This is a genomic window from Bradyrhizobium sp. AT1, from assembly GCF_001590795.1.
Classification (GTDB): Bacteria; Pseudomonadota; Alphaproteobacteria; order Rhizobiales; family Xanthobacteraceae; genus Bradyrhizobium.
Map to the genome: position 1 here is coordinate 3213662 of NZ_JXDL01000001.1, position 16010 is coordinate 3229671.

The 16010-nt window shown below is 66.2% G+C and carries 15 protein-coding genes and 1 pseudogene; 2 read left to right on the forward strand and 14 right to left on the reverse strand.

Going from position 1 to position 16010, the window contains the following annotated elements:
- Positions 1-139: 139 nt before the first annotated feature.
- From rpe to SE92_RS15190, 8 genes are all read right to left on the reverse strand, one after another.
- Complete coding sequence (gene rpe, locus SE92_RS15155; RefSeq protein ID WP_063196490.1) at positions 140-871, reverse strand: ribulose-phosphate 3-epimerase; 732 nt, start codon at positions 869-871, stop codon at positions 140-142.
- Positions 868-1800, reverse strand: a complete 933-nt coding sequence (cbbX, locus tag SE92_RS15160) for a CbbX protein (RefSeq protein WP_063196491.1) — start codon at positions 1798-1800, stop codon at positions 868-870. Before cbbX ends, rpe begins: the two co-directional genes overlap by 4 nt.
- Before the next feature lie 99 nt (positions 1801-1899).
- Positions 1900-2307, reverse strand: a complete 408-nt coding sequence (locus tag SE92_RS15165) for a ribulose bisphosphate carboxylase small subunit (protein WP_063196492.1) — start codon at positions 2305-2307, stop codon at positions 1900-1902.
- Positions 2308-2318: 11 nt separating this feature from the next.
- On the reverse strand, positions 2319-3779 hold the full coding sequence (locus tag SE92_RS15170) for a form I ribulose bisphosphate carboxylase large subunit (RefSeq protein ID WP_063196493.1): 1461 nt from the start codon (positions 3777-3779) through the stop codon (positions 2319-2321).
- A gap of 38 nt (positions 3780-3817) precedes the next feature.
- Positions 3818-4903, reverse strand: coding sequence for a class II fructose-bisphosphate aldolase (fba, locus tag SE92_RS15175; protein WP_063196494.1), 1086 nt, complete (start codon positions 4901-4903; stop codon positions 3818-3820).
- A 12-nt stretch (positions 4904-4915) separates the two neighbouring features.
- Positions 4916-6934: a transketolase gene (gene tkt, locus SE92_RS15180; protein ID WP_063196495.1), complete on the reverse strand. Its 2019-nt coding sequence runs from the start codon at positions 6932-6934 to the stop codon at positions 4916-4918.
- A 16-nt stretch (positions 6935-6950) separates the two neighbouring features.
- Positions 6951-7826 (reverse strand): phosphoribulokinase, encoded by an 876-nt coding sequence (locus SE92_RS15185; protein WP_063196496.1) that lies wholly within the window; start codon positions 7824-7826, stop codon positions 6951-6953.
- Between the two features lie 12 nt (positions 7827-7838).
- Entirely contained in the window at positions 7839-8876 is a 1038-nt protein-coding gene (locus SE92_RS15190; RefSeq protein WP_063196497.1) for a class 1 fructose-bisphosphatase, read from the reverse strand.
- 120 nt (positions 8877-8996) lie between these two features.
- Between SE92_RS15190 and SE92_RS15195 the strand changes: the two are divergent.
- A pseudogene (locus SE92_RS15195) lies at positions 8997-9975 on the forward strand (LysR family transcriptional regulator).
- A gap of 211 nt (positions 9976-10186) precedes the next feature.
- Here SE92_RS15195 and SE92_RS15200 read toward each other — a convergent pair.
- Positions 10187-11083: an NAD-dependent epimerase/dehydratase family protein gene (locus tag SE92_RS15200; protein WP_063196498.1), complete on the reverse strand. Its 897-nt coding sequence runs from the start codon at positions 11081-11083 to the stop codon at positions 10187-10189.
- Positions 11080-11604 carry a dTDP-4-dehydrorhamnose 3,5-epimerase gene (rfbC, locus tag SE92_RS15205; protein ID WP_063196499.1) on the reverse strand — a complete coding sequence of 175 codons (525 nt, stop codon included), beginning with the start codon at positions 11602-11604 and terminating at the stop codon, positions 11080-11082. The genes SE92_RS15200 and rfbC overlap by 4 nt, the downstream gene beginning before the upstream one ends.
- 158 nt (positions 11605-11762) lie before the next feature.
- On the opposite strand from rfbC, the gene SE92_RS15210 reads away from it, so the two are divergent.
- Positions 11763-12995, forward strand: coding sequence for a class I SAM-dependent methyltransferase (locus tag SE92_RS15210; protein WP_063196500.1), 1233 nt, complete (start codon positions 11763-11765; stop codon positions 12993-12995).
- A 14-nt stretch (positions 12996-13009) separates the two neighbouring features.
- Here the strand turns inward: SE92_RS15210 and SE92_RS15215 are convergent, their stop codons facing one another.
- From SE92_RS15215 to SE92_RS15230, 4 genes are all read right to left on the reverse strand, one after another.
- Positions 13010-13207, reverse strand: coding sequence for a hypothetical protein (locus SE92_RS15215; protein ID WP_063196501.1), 198 nt, complete (start codon positions 13205-13207; stop codon positions 13010-13012).
- 138 nt (positions 13208-13345) lie between these two features.
- Positions 13346-13765 (reverse strand): hypothetical protein, encoded by a 420-nt coding sequence (locus tag SE92_RS15220; protein ID WP_063196502.1) that lies wholly within the window; start codon positions 13763-13765, stop codon positions 13346-13348.
- Between the two features lie 163 nt (positions 13766-13928).
- Positions 13929-15122 (reverse strand): MFS transporter, encoded by a 1194-nt coding sequence (locus SE92_RS15225; RefSeq protein WP_063196503.1) that lies wholly within the window; start codon positions 15120-15122, stop codon positions 13929-13931.
- A gap of 51 nt (positions 15123-15173) precedes the next feature.
- Positions 15174-15794 (reverse strand): TetR/AcrR family transcriptional regulator, encoded by a 621-nt coding sequence (locus SE92_RS15230; protein WP_063196504.1) that lies wholly within the window; start codon positions 15792-15794, stop codon positions 15174-15176.
- Positions 15795-16010: the final 216 nt, after the last annotated feature.

Genomic DNA, 16010 nt, shown 5'->3' on the forward strand with positions numbered 1-16010 from the left:
AATTGCACGCGTACTTCGACACCGTTGGTTACCCCGGCATGAAGGGTCTCGCCGACTCGTGACGCATTCTCCGTAAGACTGCGGGAAACAGTCCGGCTCTTCGAGACCATCGACATTGCGGCGCAGTCGCGCCCGTAATCTAACGGGTGCGCGCGCCTTCGCCGAGGCGCATCGGCTGCACGGCTTGCCGCTTCGGAACCCGCCCCGTCTCGGCTGCGGAGCGAATGGCTTCGATATTCGCATCATATCCGGCCACGCCCTTGCCGCGAAACACAGCGGAACCCGCCACCAGCGTATCGGCCCCCGCCGCCGCTACGGCAGCGGCATTGTCGCGCGTGACACCGCCATCAACCTCGAGCCGGATCGGCCGGTCGCCGATCATGCTGCGAATGCGGCTGATCTTATCGAGCTGCGAGTCGAGGAACGACTGGCCGCCGAAGCCGGGATTGACCGTCATCACCAGGATCAGGTCGAGACGATCGAGCACATATTCGATCACGCTTTCGGGCGTCGACGGGCACAGGCTGACGCCGGCCTTCTTGCCAAGCGCGCGGATCGCCTGGAGCGAGCGATCGAGATGCGGCCCCGCTTCGGCATGAACGGTGATGACATCGGCCCCCGCCTTCGCGAACGCTTCGAGATAGGGATCAACAGGCGCGATCATCAGATGCACGTCGAAGATCTTCTTCGTCACCGGACGGATCGCCTTGATGATGTCGGCGCCGAAGCTGATGTTCGGCACGAAGTGTCCGTCCATGACGTCGCAATGGATCCAGTCAGCGCCGGCGGTGTCGATGGCCGCGATCTCCTCGCCGAGCCGGGCGAAATCCGCCGCCAGGATCGAGGGAGCGATGATGATCTCGCCGGTCATGGCTTTGCACTCCGCGCGTCGGCTCCGCCGCTGAAGACGCGGCTCGCCAGGACGTCCATGGGATCGATGGTTTCGAGGTCGGCGACATCGAGCATGCGGTCGAGATCGGACACCAGGCGATCGGCCTGCCGCAGGCGGATGCGGTCGACCGCGTTGCGGATCGAGCGCGCATTGGAAAAGAACGGCTGGGTCCGGCGCAGCGCGATGTACTTCTCGAACGCCTCGCGCGCAGCCGCCGAGAAGCGATAGCCGCGCTCCTTCAGCATCAGCTCGGCGATCACCAGCAGCTCGTCTTCCGCATAGTCAGGAAATTCGATGTGATGGGCGATGCGCGAGCGGAAGCCGGGATTGGAGGCGAAGAAGCTGGTCATGCGCTCGCCATAGCCGGCGAGGATGACGACGAGGTCCTCGCGCTGGTTCTCCATCACCTGCAGCAGGATCTCGATCGCCTCCTGGCCGTAGTCGCGCTCGTTGTCGGGACGATGGAGATAATAGGCTTCGTCGATGAACAACACGCCGCCCATCGCCTTCTTCAGGATCTCCTTGGTCTTCGGCGCGGTGTGGCCGATATACTGGCCGACGAGATCGTCGCGCGTCACCGAGATCACCTGCCCGCGCCGCACGAAGCCGAGACCGTGCAGGATCCTGGCCATGCGCAGCGCCACCGTGGTCTTGCCGGTGCCGGGATTCCCGGTGAACGACATGTGAAGCGTCGGCGGCGACGATGCCAGACCCGCGCGCTGCCGGATACGTTCGATCAGCAGCAACGAGGCGATCTGGCGCACCCGGTTCTTCACCGGCTTCAATCCGACCAGCTCCTGCTCGAGCTGCTGCAGCGTGTCGGTGATCCCGGCCGATTCGGCCTCCTTGCGGAGATCGAAATGGGTCTCGCCGGGCTCAGTCGTGGTTGCGTGGGGAACATCCAGCATAGCTACCCTCGAAGAAAAGAGCTTCGCCGCGGGGGAGCGGCGAAGCAGTGGTCCGCCAAGGAAGCGGAGCAGGGAGAGCTCCGCGCGGAGCAGAACGGCTTAAGGCGCGGCGTGCGCGGTCGGCTCGCGCACCGTGGTGTAGCGGATGGAGCGGCCACCGACCTCCTGCCGCACCAGCTCGAACTCGGCCTCATTCGGCGGCCGGTTGACGAGGAAGGAGATCCGCACCGATTCCCAGCCATGGCTGGCATCGAAGCCGCTGATGCGGATGTAGCGGTCGCCATACACCCGACGGCACTCCGCGAGCTCCATCATTACGCCGGCGGCGTCCTGGAGATCGAACATCGGCAGGCCCCACATCTCCCAATAGGTATTGCGGGGGTGCGGATCGTCGGTGAACTCGATGTTCACCGCCCAACCCTTGGTCAGGCAATATTGCACCTGCTTGGTGATCTGGTCGTCGGTCAGGTCAGGCAGGAACGAGAAGCAGCCCTGGGTCAGTTTCATCTCAAAACTCCTCAGACGGTTTCCAGCGCGGTCGGCACGAAGTCCGGCGTGTCGGTGGATTGATAATTGAAGGTCACGTCCTTCCAGACCTCGAGCGCCGCCTTCAGCGGCGTGCAGGTCTCGGCCGCCCTGGCCAGGATTTCCGGACCCTCGTGGACGTAGTCGCGGCCCTCGTTGCGGGCGAGGATCATCGCTTCCAGCGCCACGCGGTTGGCGATCGCGCCGGCCGCGATCCCCATGGGATGGCCGATCGTGCCGCCACCGAACTGCAGCACGACGTCTTCGCCCAAGAGGTCGAGCAGCTGGTGCATCTGGCCGGCATGGATGCCGCCGGAGGCGACCGGCATCATCTTGTTGAGGCTCGCCCAGGACTGGTCGAAGAACAGGCCGTGCTCGAGCTTGGTCGGATTGAAGTCCTCGCGGCAGACGTCGTAATAGCCGCGTGTGGTGTTGGGATCGCCTTCCAGCTTGCCGACCACCGTACCGGCGTGGATATGGTCGACACCGGCAAGGCGCATCCACTTCGCAATGACACGGAACGACACGCCATGGCTCTTCTGCCGCGTATAGGTCGAGTGACCGGCGCGATGCAGATGCAGGATCATGTCGTTGCGCCGCGCCCATTTGGCCATCGACTGGATCGCGGTATAACCGATCACGAGGTCGATCATGACGATGCACGACCCGAGCTCCTTGGCGAACTCCGCGCGCTCGTACATGTCCTCCATCGTGCCCGCGGTGATGTTCAGGTACGTGCCCTTCACCTCACCTGAGGCTGCCTGTGCGCGGTTCACGGCTTCCATGCAGTACAGGAAGCGATCACGCCAGTGCATGAAGGGCTGCGAGTTGATGTTCTCGTCGTCCTTGGTGAAGTCGAGCCCGCCCTTCAGCGCCTCGTAGACGACGCGGCCATAGTTGCGGCCCGAAAGTCCGAGCTTCGGCTTCACCGTCGCGCCCAGCAACGGCCGGCCGAACTTGTCGAGGCGTTCGCGCTCGACCACGATGCCGGTTGCCGGCCCCTGGAACGTCTTCACATAGGCGACGGGGAAGCGCATGTCTTCCAAACGCAGCGCCTTGAGCGGCTTGAAGCCGAACACGTTGCCGATGATCGAGGCCGAGAGGTTCGCGATCGAGCCCGGCTCGAACAGGTCGAGGTCATAGGCGATGTAGGCGAAATACGAGCCGGGCGAGCCCGGGACGGGATCGACGCGATAGCACTTGGCGCGATATTTCTCCGCCGCGGTCAGCCGGTCGGTCCACACCACGGTCCAGGTCGCGGTCGAGGATTCGCCGGCCACCGCAGCCGACGCCTCGATCGGGTCGACGCCTTCCTGCGGCGTCACGCGGAACAGCGCAATGACGTCGGTGTCCTTTGGCGTGTAGTCGGGTTCCCAATAGCCCATGCGCTTGTATTCCATCACGCCGGAGCGATAGCGCTCTTTGCCGCGGACTGTGCCTGCATGTGCGTTCATGTCTCTCTCCTGCTCTTTTCTCTGCTCTTTCTGATGGATCAGGCCGCGACGGGTTCGCGGGCGTCGACGCGCGGATCAAGCTCGCCGGCGCGGTAGCGTCGCGCCATCTCGGCCAAGGGAACGACCTTGATCTTGCTCGCGTGACCCGCGGTTCCGAACTGCTCGAAGCGCTCGCGGCAAAGCTCGCGCATCGCGTCCATCGCGGGCTTGAGGAATTTGCGTGGATCGAACTCCGAGCGCGTTTGCGCGGCGACCTTGCGAAACACCGCGGTCATCGCCAACCGGCAGTCGGTGTCGATATTGACCTTACGCACGCCGCTCTTGATGCCGCGGACGATCTCCTCGACCGGCACGCCCCAGGTCTGCGGCATCTCGCCGCCGAACTGGTTGAACATGTCCTGCAGCGGCTGCGGCACCGAGGAGGAGCCGTGCATCACCAGATGCGTGTTCGGCAGCCGGCGGTGGATCTCCTCGACCACCCGCATCGCCAGGATGTCGCCGTCCGGCTTGCGGCTGAACTTGTAGGCACCGTGCGAGGTGCCCATCGCGATGGCGAGCGCGTCGACCTTGGTGGCGCGGACGAAATCGACGGCCTGGTCGGGATCGGTCAGCAGCTGGTCGTGGCTGACCTTGCCCTCGACGCCGTGGCCGTCCTCCTGCTCACCGCCGCCGTGCTCGAGCGAGCCGAGCACGCCGAGCTCGCCCTCGACGGACGCGCCGACCCAATGCGCGAGATCGACGACTCGTCGGGTGATCGCGACATTGTAGTCGTAATCAGCCGCCGTCTTGGCATCGGCCTTGAGCGAGCCGTCCATCATGACGGAGGTGAAGCCGTGGGCGATGGCGGACGCGCAGGTTGCCTCGTCATTGCCGTGGTCCTGGTGCATGCAGAGCGGAATGTCCGGATAGGTCCGCTCCAGCGCGTCGATCATGTGCGAGAGCATGAGGTCGCCGGCATAGCTGCGCGCGCCGCGCGAGGCCTGCATGATCACGGGCGCATCGACCTCGGCCGCCGCCTGCATGATCGCGATGCCCTGCTCCATGTTGTTGATGTTGAATGCCGGCACCGCGTAGCCGTGACTGGCCGCGTGATCGAGCAATTGGCGAAGGGTGATACGAGCCACGATTGATCCTCCTTATTGGCGCTTGCGGGCGATTGCCCGGCGGGCCGCCTCTGCAATGCTCTGTGGCGTGATGCCGAATTCGCGATACAGCACGGGCGCCGGCGCCGAAGCGCCGAAACCGCGCATGCCGACGAATTCGCCGTCCGTGCCGATCCAGCGATGCCAGTCGCCGGCGACGGCTGCCTCGACACCGACGCGCGGCGCGGTGCCGAGCACCGTGGCGCGGTAATCGTCGGGCTGTTCCTCGAACAGGGCAAGGCAAGGCGCGGACACCACGGCCGCACGGATGTGCTCGGTCGCGAGCAGGCGAGCGGCGTCCAGCGCAATCGACACTTCCGAGCCGGTCGCGATCAGCGTCACGTCGCGGCCGCCATCCGGCGAGACGACGAGATAGGCACCGCGCGCGACACGATTCCTGCCGCGCGCATCGCTGCGGAAGGTCGGCAGCGCCTGACGCGACAGGCACAGCACGGACGGACGGTGCTCGGAGCTGAGTGCGCAGTCCCAGGCCTCCAGCGTCTCCACTGCGTCGGCGGGACGGAACACCAGCAGGTTCGGGATCACCCGCAGCGCCGCGAGGTGTTCGACCGGCTGGTGCGTGGGGCCGTCCTCGCCGAGCCCGATCGAGTCGTGCGTCATCACATGGATGACGCGCAGCCGCATCAGGGCCGCAAGGCGGATCGCCGGCCGGCTGTAGTCCGAGAACGCGAGGAAGGTGCCGCCGTACGGGATGAAGCCGCCATGCAGCGCAAGACCGTTCATCGCGGCGGCCATGCCGTGCTCGCGAATGCCGTAGTGGATGTAGTCGCCGGCGAACGTCCCGCGCTTGACGGGAGCCTGCGCCTTGGCCTGCGTCAGGTTCGAATGTGTCAGGTCCGCGGAGCCGCCGACCAGGCCGGGAATGGTCCCGGCGATGCCGTCGAGCACCTGTTGCGAAGCCTGCCGTGTCGCGAGCTTCGGACGCTCGGAGGCGAAGCGTTCGCGCAGCTTCGCCGCGGCCAGCGCATAGGCACCCGGCAAGGCAACCGCCTTGCCTTCGACGAACATGTCGCGCTGCTCGGGCGTCGCGCCTTCGTAGCGATCGAGCCAGGCGAGCCGATCCACCTGCCCGCGCTGTCCGATCATGCGCCAAGCCTTCAGGATCGGCATCGGCACCACGAAGGGCTGATAGTCCCAGCCGAGCGTGCGCCGCGCTGCCGCGGCCTGCTCGGTCCCGAGCGGCGCACCATGGGCTTTCTCCGTGCCCTGCCGATCAGGCGCGCCGTAGCCGATGATGGTGCGGCAGGCGATCAGCGACGGCTTTGCGGTCTCCCGCTCTTCCGCGATCGCCTGCGCGATCGCTTCGGGATCATGTCCGTCGATGCTACGCACCGACCAGCCGGAGGCGGCGAAACGCGCGAGCTGGTCGTCCGATGTCGCAAGCGACGTCGGTCCGTCGATGGAGATCCCGTTATCGTCGAACAGCACGATCAGACGGGCGAGTTGCAGATGGCCGGCGAGCGAGATCGCTTCCTGGCTGAGGCCCTCCATGAGGCAGCCGTCGCCAGCGATGACATAGGTGAAATGATCGACGAGGCCGTCGCCATGCCGCGCGTTGGCCATGCGCTCGGCCAGCGCCATGCCGACCGCGGTCGCAATGCCCTGGCCCAGCGGCCCGGTCGTGGTTTCCACGCCCGGCGTGTGGCCATACTCGGGATGGCCAGGTGTCTTGGAGCCCCATTGCCGGAAGGCCTTGATGTCGTCGAGGCTGACGTCGCCGCCGGTCAGATGCAGCAGTGCATAGAGCAGCATCGAGCCATGGCCCGCCGACAGCACGAAGCGGTCGCGGTCCGGCCAATTCGGATGCGCCGAGTCGAATTTCAGGAAGCGCGAGAACAGCACGGTCGCGACATCGGCCATGCCCATCGGAAGGCCGGGATGGCCCGATTGCGACGTCTCGATGGCGTCGACCGCAAGGAAGCGGACCGCGTTGGCGAGATTGTTGTGGCTGACCGCGTAGAGGTCGGCTTCGGCGTGGACGGAGATGTTCATCGGATTCTCCCCTCGTTCACTTCAGATTTCGCTTGCGCTCGATCAGCTGCATGATCAGCGGCGTCAGGATCAGCTGCATCGCAAGATCGAGCTTGGCGCCGGGGCAGACGATCGAATTGGCGCGCGACATCCAGCTCTGCGGCAGCATCGACAGCAGATAGGGGAAGTCGATGCCGCGCGGATTCTTGAAGCGGATCACCACCATCGATTCGTCCGGCGTCGGGATCCAGCGCGCGACGAACGGATTGGAGGTATCCACCGTCGGCACGCGCTGGAAGTTGATGTCGGTCTCGGTGAATTGCGGGCAGATGTAGTGGATGTAATCCGGCATCCGCCGCAGGATGGTGTCGGTGACGGCCTCGGTCGAATAACCGCGCGCGCTGCGATCGCGGTGCAGCTTCTGGATCCATTCGAGATTGATGACGGGCACGACGCCGATCTTGAGGTCGGCATAGCGCGCGACATTGACCTTGTCGGTGACGACGGCGCCGTGCAGGCCTTCGTAGAACAGCAGGTCCGAGTTCTCCGGCAGCTTCTCCCAATCGGTGAAGGTGCCGGGCGCCGCGCCGTGCAGCGCCGCCTCCTCGGCGTCGTGCACATAGTGCCGCGTCACCGCCGTGCCGGTTTCGCCATAGTCGCGGAAGGCGCGCTCCAGCTCCTCGAACAAATTGGTCTCGGGGCTGAAATGGCTGAAATGCTTGTTGCCGCGATCGGCCTCCTTCGCCATCTGCGCGCGCATCTCGACGCGGTCGTAGCGGTGGAACGCGTCACCCTCGATGTAGGCGGCGTTGACCTTCTCGCGGAAGAATATCTGCTCGAAGGTCTTCTTGACCGAGGTGGTGCCGGCGCCGGAGGAGCCGGTGATCGAGATGATCGGATGCTTCCTGGACATGGGACGCCTCGCTCACAGCCGGAAGAAGCCACGCCGCGCGAACAGCGGCGCCGAGACGCTGGCAACCAGCAGCGGATCGCAATGCAGCTCCTGGACGCGCCGCACCTCGTTGCTCGAGCCCATGATCAGCGGCACGCGCTGGTGCAGGCTCTGCGCCGAGAGGTCGAGGATGCGCTCGCGCCCCGTCGTGGCGGAGCCGCCGGCCTGCTCGATGATCATGGCCATCGGATGCGCCTCGTAAGTCAGGCGCAGGCGGCCGTCGCCGTAGCCGGGGCGGGCGTCGGAAGGATAGAGGAACACGCCGCCGCGGGTGAGGATGCGGTAGGCCTCGGCGACCAGCGAACCGACCCAGCGCATGTTGAAATTGTGGTTGGCCGGGCCTTCGACGCCGGCGAGGCACTCGTCGATGAAGGCGCGCACCGGCGGATCCCAGTGCCGGCGGTTCGAGGCATTGATCGCGAACTCCTCGCAACCCTCGGCGATCTGCGCACCGCTGCGCGCGAGGCGGAAGCAGCCGGCCTTGCGATCGAGCGTGAAGATGTCGACGCCCTCGCCGAGCGTCAACACCAGCGAGGTCTGCGGGCCGTAGGTGACGAAGCCCGCCGCAAGTTGCGCCGTGCCGCGCTGATGGAAGGCGAGCGAGAGGTCGTCGGGTGCCGGCAGGATCGAGAAGATCGTGCCGACGGTCATGTTGATGTCGATGTTGGAGGAGCCGTCGAGCGGATCGATCGCGATGCAGATGCGGCCCTCGCGGTCGCCGATCTGGGCCTCGCGCATCTCCTCCGAGGCGAGCGCTGCGATCGGCAGCTTGCTGAGACAGCGGCGCAGGATCGCATCGGCCTGGACGTCGAGGTCGCGCTGGACGTCGCCGTCGCTGTTGCACCCCGTCGTCAGGCCGGAAGCATCGGCGAGATCACCTGACGCGATGAGATCGGCGATCTCGATGGCCGCTGCCGCGATGGCATCGATCGCGGCGGCCACGGCCAGCGCATGCGGCGCGGTCTCTGAATACCGTTGAAGGTGGTCGTCCAGCCTGAGTTGCCCGGTCATCTGCGTCCATCCCCTTTGCCGGCGCCGCAGCCATTCCCTCCCCTCTGGAGGTCGGTCGCGGTCAGTCCCGGCATCAGGAGATTGACAGGGGCAGCTTAATAAGGAAAATTTCTATTCATAATGAGCCTCAAAGATTTTTCTTATAATGGCCCCAGCCATGCGGCAACCCAGCTCCGGCATCTGACGATCCGCCAGCTGCGCTCGCTCGCGGCGCTCTCGGCCAAGGGCAGCGTGACGGCCGCCTCCGGCCATCTCGGTCTGACCCAGCCGGCCGTGACCCAGCAGCTCCGGCAGCTGCAGGACCTTGCAGGTTTGCCGCTGGTGCAGCGGACCGGCGACGGCATGCTGCTGACCGAGGCGGGCAAGGAGGTTCTGGCACTGGCCGAGCGGGTCGAGGCCGCCATCACGGACTGCCAGGGCGCACTCGGACCTGCTCGCGGGGCGGACCGGCGGCGCTGTGCATCTCGGCGCGGTCTCGACTGCCAAATATTTCGTGCCACACGCGATCGCGGCGTTCTCCAAGCGCTACCCCAAGATCGAGATCAAGCTGACCATCGGCAATCGCGAGGAGATCCGCAAGGCCATGCACGGCTACGACCTCGACTTCGCGGTGATGGGTCGGCCACCGGCCGACGTCACCGTCGACGTCCGCCAGCTCGGGCGCAATCCGCACATCATCGTCGCGCGCAAGGGGCACTGGCTGGAGAAGGATTCCGGCCTCAACCTGACCGATCTCGTGCACGAGACCTTCCTCACCCGCGAGCCCGGCTCGGGCACGCGGACGCTGATGGAGGGCATGTTCCAGAAGTCGGATCTCGAGCCGATCATCGGCATGGAGATGAGCAGCAACGAGACCATCAAGCAGGCGGTCATCGCCGGGCTTGGCATCGCCTTTATCTCGGCCCACACGGTGGCGCACGAGCTCACCGAAGGCCGGCTCGTCGTGCTCGACGTCGCGGGCCTGCCGATCGTGCGGCAATGGTACGTGATCCGCCGCAGCGACAAGGTGCTGCTGCCGCCGGCGCAGGCGATGTTCGATTTTCTCGGCTCGGAAGGGTCGAACTATCTGCCCGACGTGCCCGAGTTCGGCGGACGATGATCCGCCGACGCTCAGCCCATCAGCTTCATCGCGACGGTGGCCGCCAGGATCAGGATGATCTGGAGCAGACGCTCGGTCGTGAAGATGCGGTTGAACGTGGTCATCGCTTGCCCCGGCCGGCGTGTGGGAGATTTCGGTCGCCACGTTGCTAGCACAGGCGCACGGCGAGACAACTCCGTAATTGCCACGGGCGCCGTCGGGTAACAGCATCTCACGCCCTCCCCGGCAGACGCTCGATCCACCACGCAAGGCTGCGCGCAGCGCCCTCCTCGAATCCCAGGACCGGTACGCCCGCGGTCACCTCACGGAGGCGGCGGATGTCGGCGGCGACGATCGGCTCGGCATCGACGCCCGTTGCATCGACCGCGCCGAACCGGATCAGGTGACGCGCGTCGAGCAGACCTGCAACATGCTCGATCACGCTGCGCAGGCTGCGCACGTCGCCGCTGGCGAGATTGACCGCGCCGGTGAGCTTGCTGGCGAGCACGGCGGCAATCATCTGCGCGAGGTCGTCGACATAGATGAAATCGCGCAGTTGCCCGCCATGCGAACAGTCGAAGTTCTGTCCCGCGCGAAGGCTCCGGATCAACGAGGGGATGAGGCGCGCCTGCGGCTCATGCGGTCCGAACGGGACGAACACGCGGCCCCAGGCGGCGCCTGCCGCGATGTAGGCTTCGGCCGCAGCCAGCTTGGCTTGTCCGTACAACGTCGTGGGACGGCATTGGCTCGCGCGCTCGTCGCACAGCCCGTCCTGCGGACCGTATTCGAGGCAGCTTCCGATGCCGAGAATCCTGCCGGTGCCGCAGGCCCGGGCGCGCGCGAGCAGGTCGATACTGGCCTCCGCCCAGAGGTGGTTGACGGGATCGTCGCGATAGCGGCCCGGCCGGGCCTCCCAGGCGAGATGAACCAGGTGCGTCGGCCGCGCTGCGGACAGCGCATGCGCACGGCCGGCTTCGGTGAGCAGATCGGCCGCGTGCCACCTCACGCCTGATAGCGCCGGCTGAGCCGAGCGCGCGGCGCCATGGACCTCGAAGCCATCAGCGACCAGCACGGGCAATAGCGCTCGGCCGAGGAATCCGGACGCACCGGTGATCAGGACCCGCTTCATGCGAGATACGGCAGCGCGCGATCGCGCGCGGACAGGATTGGATCAGGCAGCGGCCAGCCGATCGCCAGCGAGGGATCATCCCAGCGAATGCCGGATGCGCCTTGCGCGTCATAGGGCACGTCGATGCAGTACATCAGCTCGGTGCCGTCCACGAGCGTCTGGAAGCCGTGCGCGCATCCGGCGGGAATGAACACGGCATTGTGCCTGTTGGCGGCGAGTTCGACCGAGCACCATTGCCCAAAAGTCGGCAACGACCGGCGCAGATCGACGATCACGTCGAAGGCGCGGCCGCTAACGCAGCGCACCAGCTTGGCCTCCGGCCGGCCGGCTTGGTGGTGCAGCCCCCGCAGGGTACCGGTACGTTCGTTGCGGGACAGGCTGTGTTGCGCGAAATGCGTCGGCAATCCGTGCGCCGCGAATGCCTCGGTGTCGAACAGCCGGGCGAAGAATCCGCGCGCATCAAGCTCCGGCTCGATACCGATTTCAACCACGCCTGGCAGAGCCAATGGAGTAAACTTCATCTCGGGCTCCCGCGGTCGTGCGTACACACCGCCGCTGCGAACGTCCGTTCACGCGCACGCCTTTTCCGTTGCATCATGCGCAACGTTGTCGGAATTTCCGTGACGTGTGAGAATTCACTAACAGCCGCGGCACGACGGCACAACGGGACGATCCGTTCATGGACAGGCATCGATGCCGCTTTTGCGCGCGCGCGCTCGACGAGACCTTCGTCGATCTCGGCCTCTCGCCCCTGGCGAATTCTTATCTGCCGCCGGAGCGGGCCGACGCGACCGAGCCGGCCTATCCGCTGCATGCCCGTGTCTGTCGTGCCTGCGGGCTGGTGCAGCTTCCGCAATTCGAGCCTGCTGCGAACATCTTCGACCAGTATCTCTACTACTCGTCCTATTCCGACAGCTGGCTGCGTCATGCGGAGAGTTACGCCGCAGACATGATCGCCCGCGCCGGGCTCGGCGCAGCGTCCGAGGTGATCGAGATCGCCAGCAATGACGGATATCTGCTGCAGTATTTTCAGCGCGCCGGCATTCGCGTGCTCGGCGTCGAGCCCGCCGGCGGCCCCGCGGCCGCTGCCATCGCCAAGGGCATCCCGACCCGCACCTGCTACTTCGGCGTCGCAGCGGCGAACGCGCTGCGGGCCGAAGGCCACAGGCCCGAGCTGATCGTCGCCAACAACGTGCTGCCGCACGTGCCCGATATCAACGATTTCGTCGCGGGCCTGCGCATTCTCCTGCCCGCGACCGCCCGCGCGACGCTGGAGCTTCCGCATCTGCTGCATCTGATCGAGGGAATCCAGTTCGACACGATCTATCACGAGCATCTGTCGTACTTCTCGCTCACGACCCTCGAGACGATCTTTCGCGCGCATGGCCTGCGTGTCTTCGACGTGGAGGAATTGCCGACCCATGGCGGCTCGCTGCGCCTGCATGTCTGCGGCGAAGCTGCGCCTCACGGCCCCTCGCCCGCACTCGAGCAATTGCGCCGGCGCGAGGCTGTCGCAGGGCTCGACCGGCCCGCGACCTCCCGTGATTTTCAGGCGAAGGTCGCGGCCAAGCGCGAGATGATCCGCGACTTTCTCGTCGCGGCGCGTCGCGCGGGCAAGACGGTGATCGCCTATGGCGCGCCGGCGAAGGGCAACACGCTGCTCAATTATTGCGGCATCACGCGCGAGCTGATTCCGTTTACCGTGGATCGCAATCCGCACAAGCAGGGCCTGCTGCTGCCGGGGACACATCTGCCGATCCGCGATCCCGCCGCCCTGATCGCGGCCAGGCCCGATTACGTCTTCATCCTGCCCTGGAATCTGAAGGACGAGATCATCGCCCAGCTGGCGGAGATTCGCGCCTGGGGCGGGCAGTTCGTGGTGCCCGCGCCCGAGCTCACGATCATATCGTGAGCGTTGGTTAACGATCAGGCCGCGAGGTGAGCCGTGTAATCCGCGCGCAACGCGAAATAGGCTTCCAGCTCCGACAGCGCTCGCGCTTCCCAATCCTGCGCCTGCTCCAGCAGCGACCAGCTCTGGCCCGGGCGGAATGCAGCGGTCTGGCGATAGAGCGATGCGATACCGCGATAGCGTCGCACATTCTCCAAGATGGCGTGACCGTTCATGTCCGAAAACTCCCTCGTCATTCCCGCGGGAGAAATTGCGGCCAAATCTTTTTCGAAAAGTTAGCGGCGCGCGGCAGCTGCGCGGATGGTTGCCGGACTGTTGCGCGCACGCAACGCGCACGGCCACGCAACGGCGATCTATTGCGGATTCGTTGCCGCGCTCTCGCCCGGGGACTTCAACCCGCCGCGGCTGACGATCCGCATCGTCTCGCGGCAGAGATCGGCAAGGCCGATCAGCAGCGCAGCGAGCAGGCAGTACAGGTTGATGGAATCGGCATTGGCGTTGGACAGGGCGCTGAACTCGAAGAAGGGCGGAATGAACGCCCACCACACCAGCGGAATGGTGAACAGTGCGGCAAATCCCGCCGCCGGCGTGCCCGCGACGAGGCCGAGCACGAACAGACCGGGCAGGAACGCTGCGAAATAAAGCTTTGCGCCGAGCGCGACGCAGACGCCTTGAAGCACCGCCGACACTGCGACAACCACACATCCAAGCAGAAATGCCTGCCACGACCATGGCCGTACCCGCGGTACGCCAAACAGCCCCGCACGCCTCATCAGCCTCCCCCTGCCGCCCGTTGTTGACCGAGCCCGCTTGAGACGAAAGTACTACACCCCCAAGCAAACCGCGAGATGGAAATTGCGGCAGAGACGACCTCGCCGGGCCTCGTATCCCCGGCTTGGTAAACGGCCGCATCGCACAATCCCGCCAAGCCGGCTTCTACTCGGTCGCAGCATAGAGCAGGCCCGCGACGGGCAGAGCGAGGCCAATGGCCGAGGCGAGCGGCCAGCCGCCTTGCGCAAAGGCGAAGGCGCCGACCGCGGAGCCGGCGGCGCCGGCCGCGAAGAACGTCGCCATATAGAGGCCGTTGAGGCGGCTGCGGTGCTCGTGGCCGAGCGCGAAGATGGCGCGGAAGCCGAGCACGACGTTGCCCTGGACGCCGATATCGATGGCAATCGCGGCCACGACCAGGGCGGCAAGGTTCAGCATCGAGCCGGGCGCGCCGACATAGGTCGCCAGAAAGCCCGCTGCCGCGAGCAGCATCGCGACCAGCGTCGCGATCCGGCTATGGCCGCGATCGGCGAGCCGGCCGGCGATCGGAGCTGCGAACACGCCCGCGACGCCGGCCAGCGCGAACAGCGCGATGCCGCGCTGGGAGAAACCGAATGCGCCGGCGAGCTGGAGTGGCGCCACCGTCCAGAACAGGGTGAAGCAGCCGAACAGGCTTGCCTGGTAGAGCGCGCGGCGCCGCAGCAGCGGCGTGGTCAAGGCCAGATGCGGCATCGACAGCAGCAGCGTGCCGTAATGCATGCGCGCGATCGGCTTGCGCCTCGGCAGCGCCAGGCGAAGCATCGCCGCGAGCACGATCATCAGCGCGGCGGAGGCGAAGAACACCACGTGCCATGACGAGGCGGCCGTGACGAAGCTCGACACCGGCCGCGCCAGCATGATGCCGAGCATCAGCCCCGTCGAGACGTTGCCGACGACGCGGCCGCGGATCGCCTCCGGCGCCAGATGTGCCGCATAGGGAATGATGATCTGCACCGCGACCGAGCCGAGCCCGATGAACAGCGCGGCGACCAGGAACGGCAGCGCATGGGTCGAGAACCCTGCGGCGAGCAGCGCGGCGGCACCGAGCATGATGACCGAGCAGATCAGCGCGCGATTCTCGACGAGGTCGCCGAGCGGCACGATGAACAGCAGCCCGACGCCATAGCCGATCTGCGTCATGGTCACGATCAGCCCCGCGGCTTCGTGCGACAAGCCGAGCGCGGCGCTGATCGGGGCGATCAGCGGCTGCGCGTAATAGATGTTGGCGGCGACCATGCCACAGGCCGCGGCAAGCACGAAGGTCAGGCGCTGCGACACCGCATCCGGTTCGGGCGCGGTCTCGATCGTGGCGTTCATCGTCATTCCAACGGACTCCAGGGATGGGGAACGATCATTCCCTAATAAGGCATGAATTCAGGCGAGCAGTTTCATGGCGACGCCGACCAGACGGTCGCCGTCGAGCGGCAGGCGCGCCTTGCCGACGACGCGCAGGCCTTGCGTGATGCAGATCATCAGCCGTGCGGTGTCGTCGACCGCGACATGGCGCGGGATCGATCCGTCGGCCTGGCCCTCGCGGATGAGGCCGGCGATGAAGGCTTCGTTGGCCTCGATCTGCGCATTGACGCGGGCGCGGACCTCCGGGTCGAGCGCGGCGAGCTCGACCGTGCCGCCGACCACGATGCAGCCGCGGCGGCCCTCGATGCCCTGGGAGTGCTCGACATAGGACAGCAGCATGTGGCGCAGCCGCTCCCGGCCGTTGCTGCCGCGCGCGGCCGCGCCGCGCGTCTCTTCCCGGCGCACCGCGGCGTAGCGGTCGAACGCCGCCAGGAACACGGCCTGCTTGTCGCGAAACGCCTTGTAGACGCTGCCGGTAGCGAGCCGCATCGCGGCCGTGAGATCGCCGATCGAGGTCGCGTGATAGCCGCGCTCGCAAAACACCCGCCCGGCGCGGTCGAGCGCGGTATCCATGTCGAACTCACGGGGACGGCCGGGCGGACGGGGGGTGGCTTGCGATCTGCGGGCGGTCTTTTGCATCGCGGGATGATAGGGAATGATCGTTTCCTAATCAAGGCACGGAGTTGTGAATGGGAAAATCGGAAGCCTGGATGAGCCCCCGGGACCTCGCGTCCCGGACAAGCTGCAACGCGCGAGCGTTGCGGCGCAGAGCCGGGACCCAGAAGCGACACGGCATGCGGCCAGGATGGGCCCCGGCTCTGCAGCGCACCACCCCGGACGATGCTCCGCATCGCC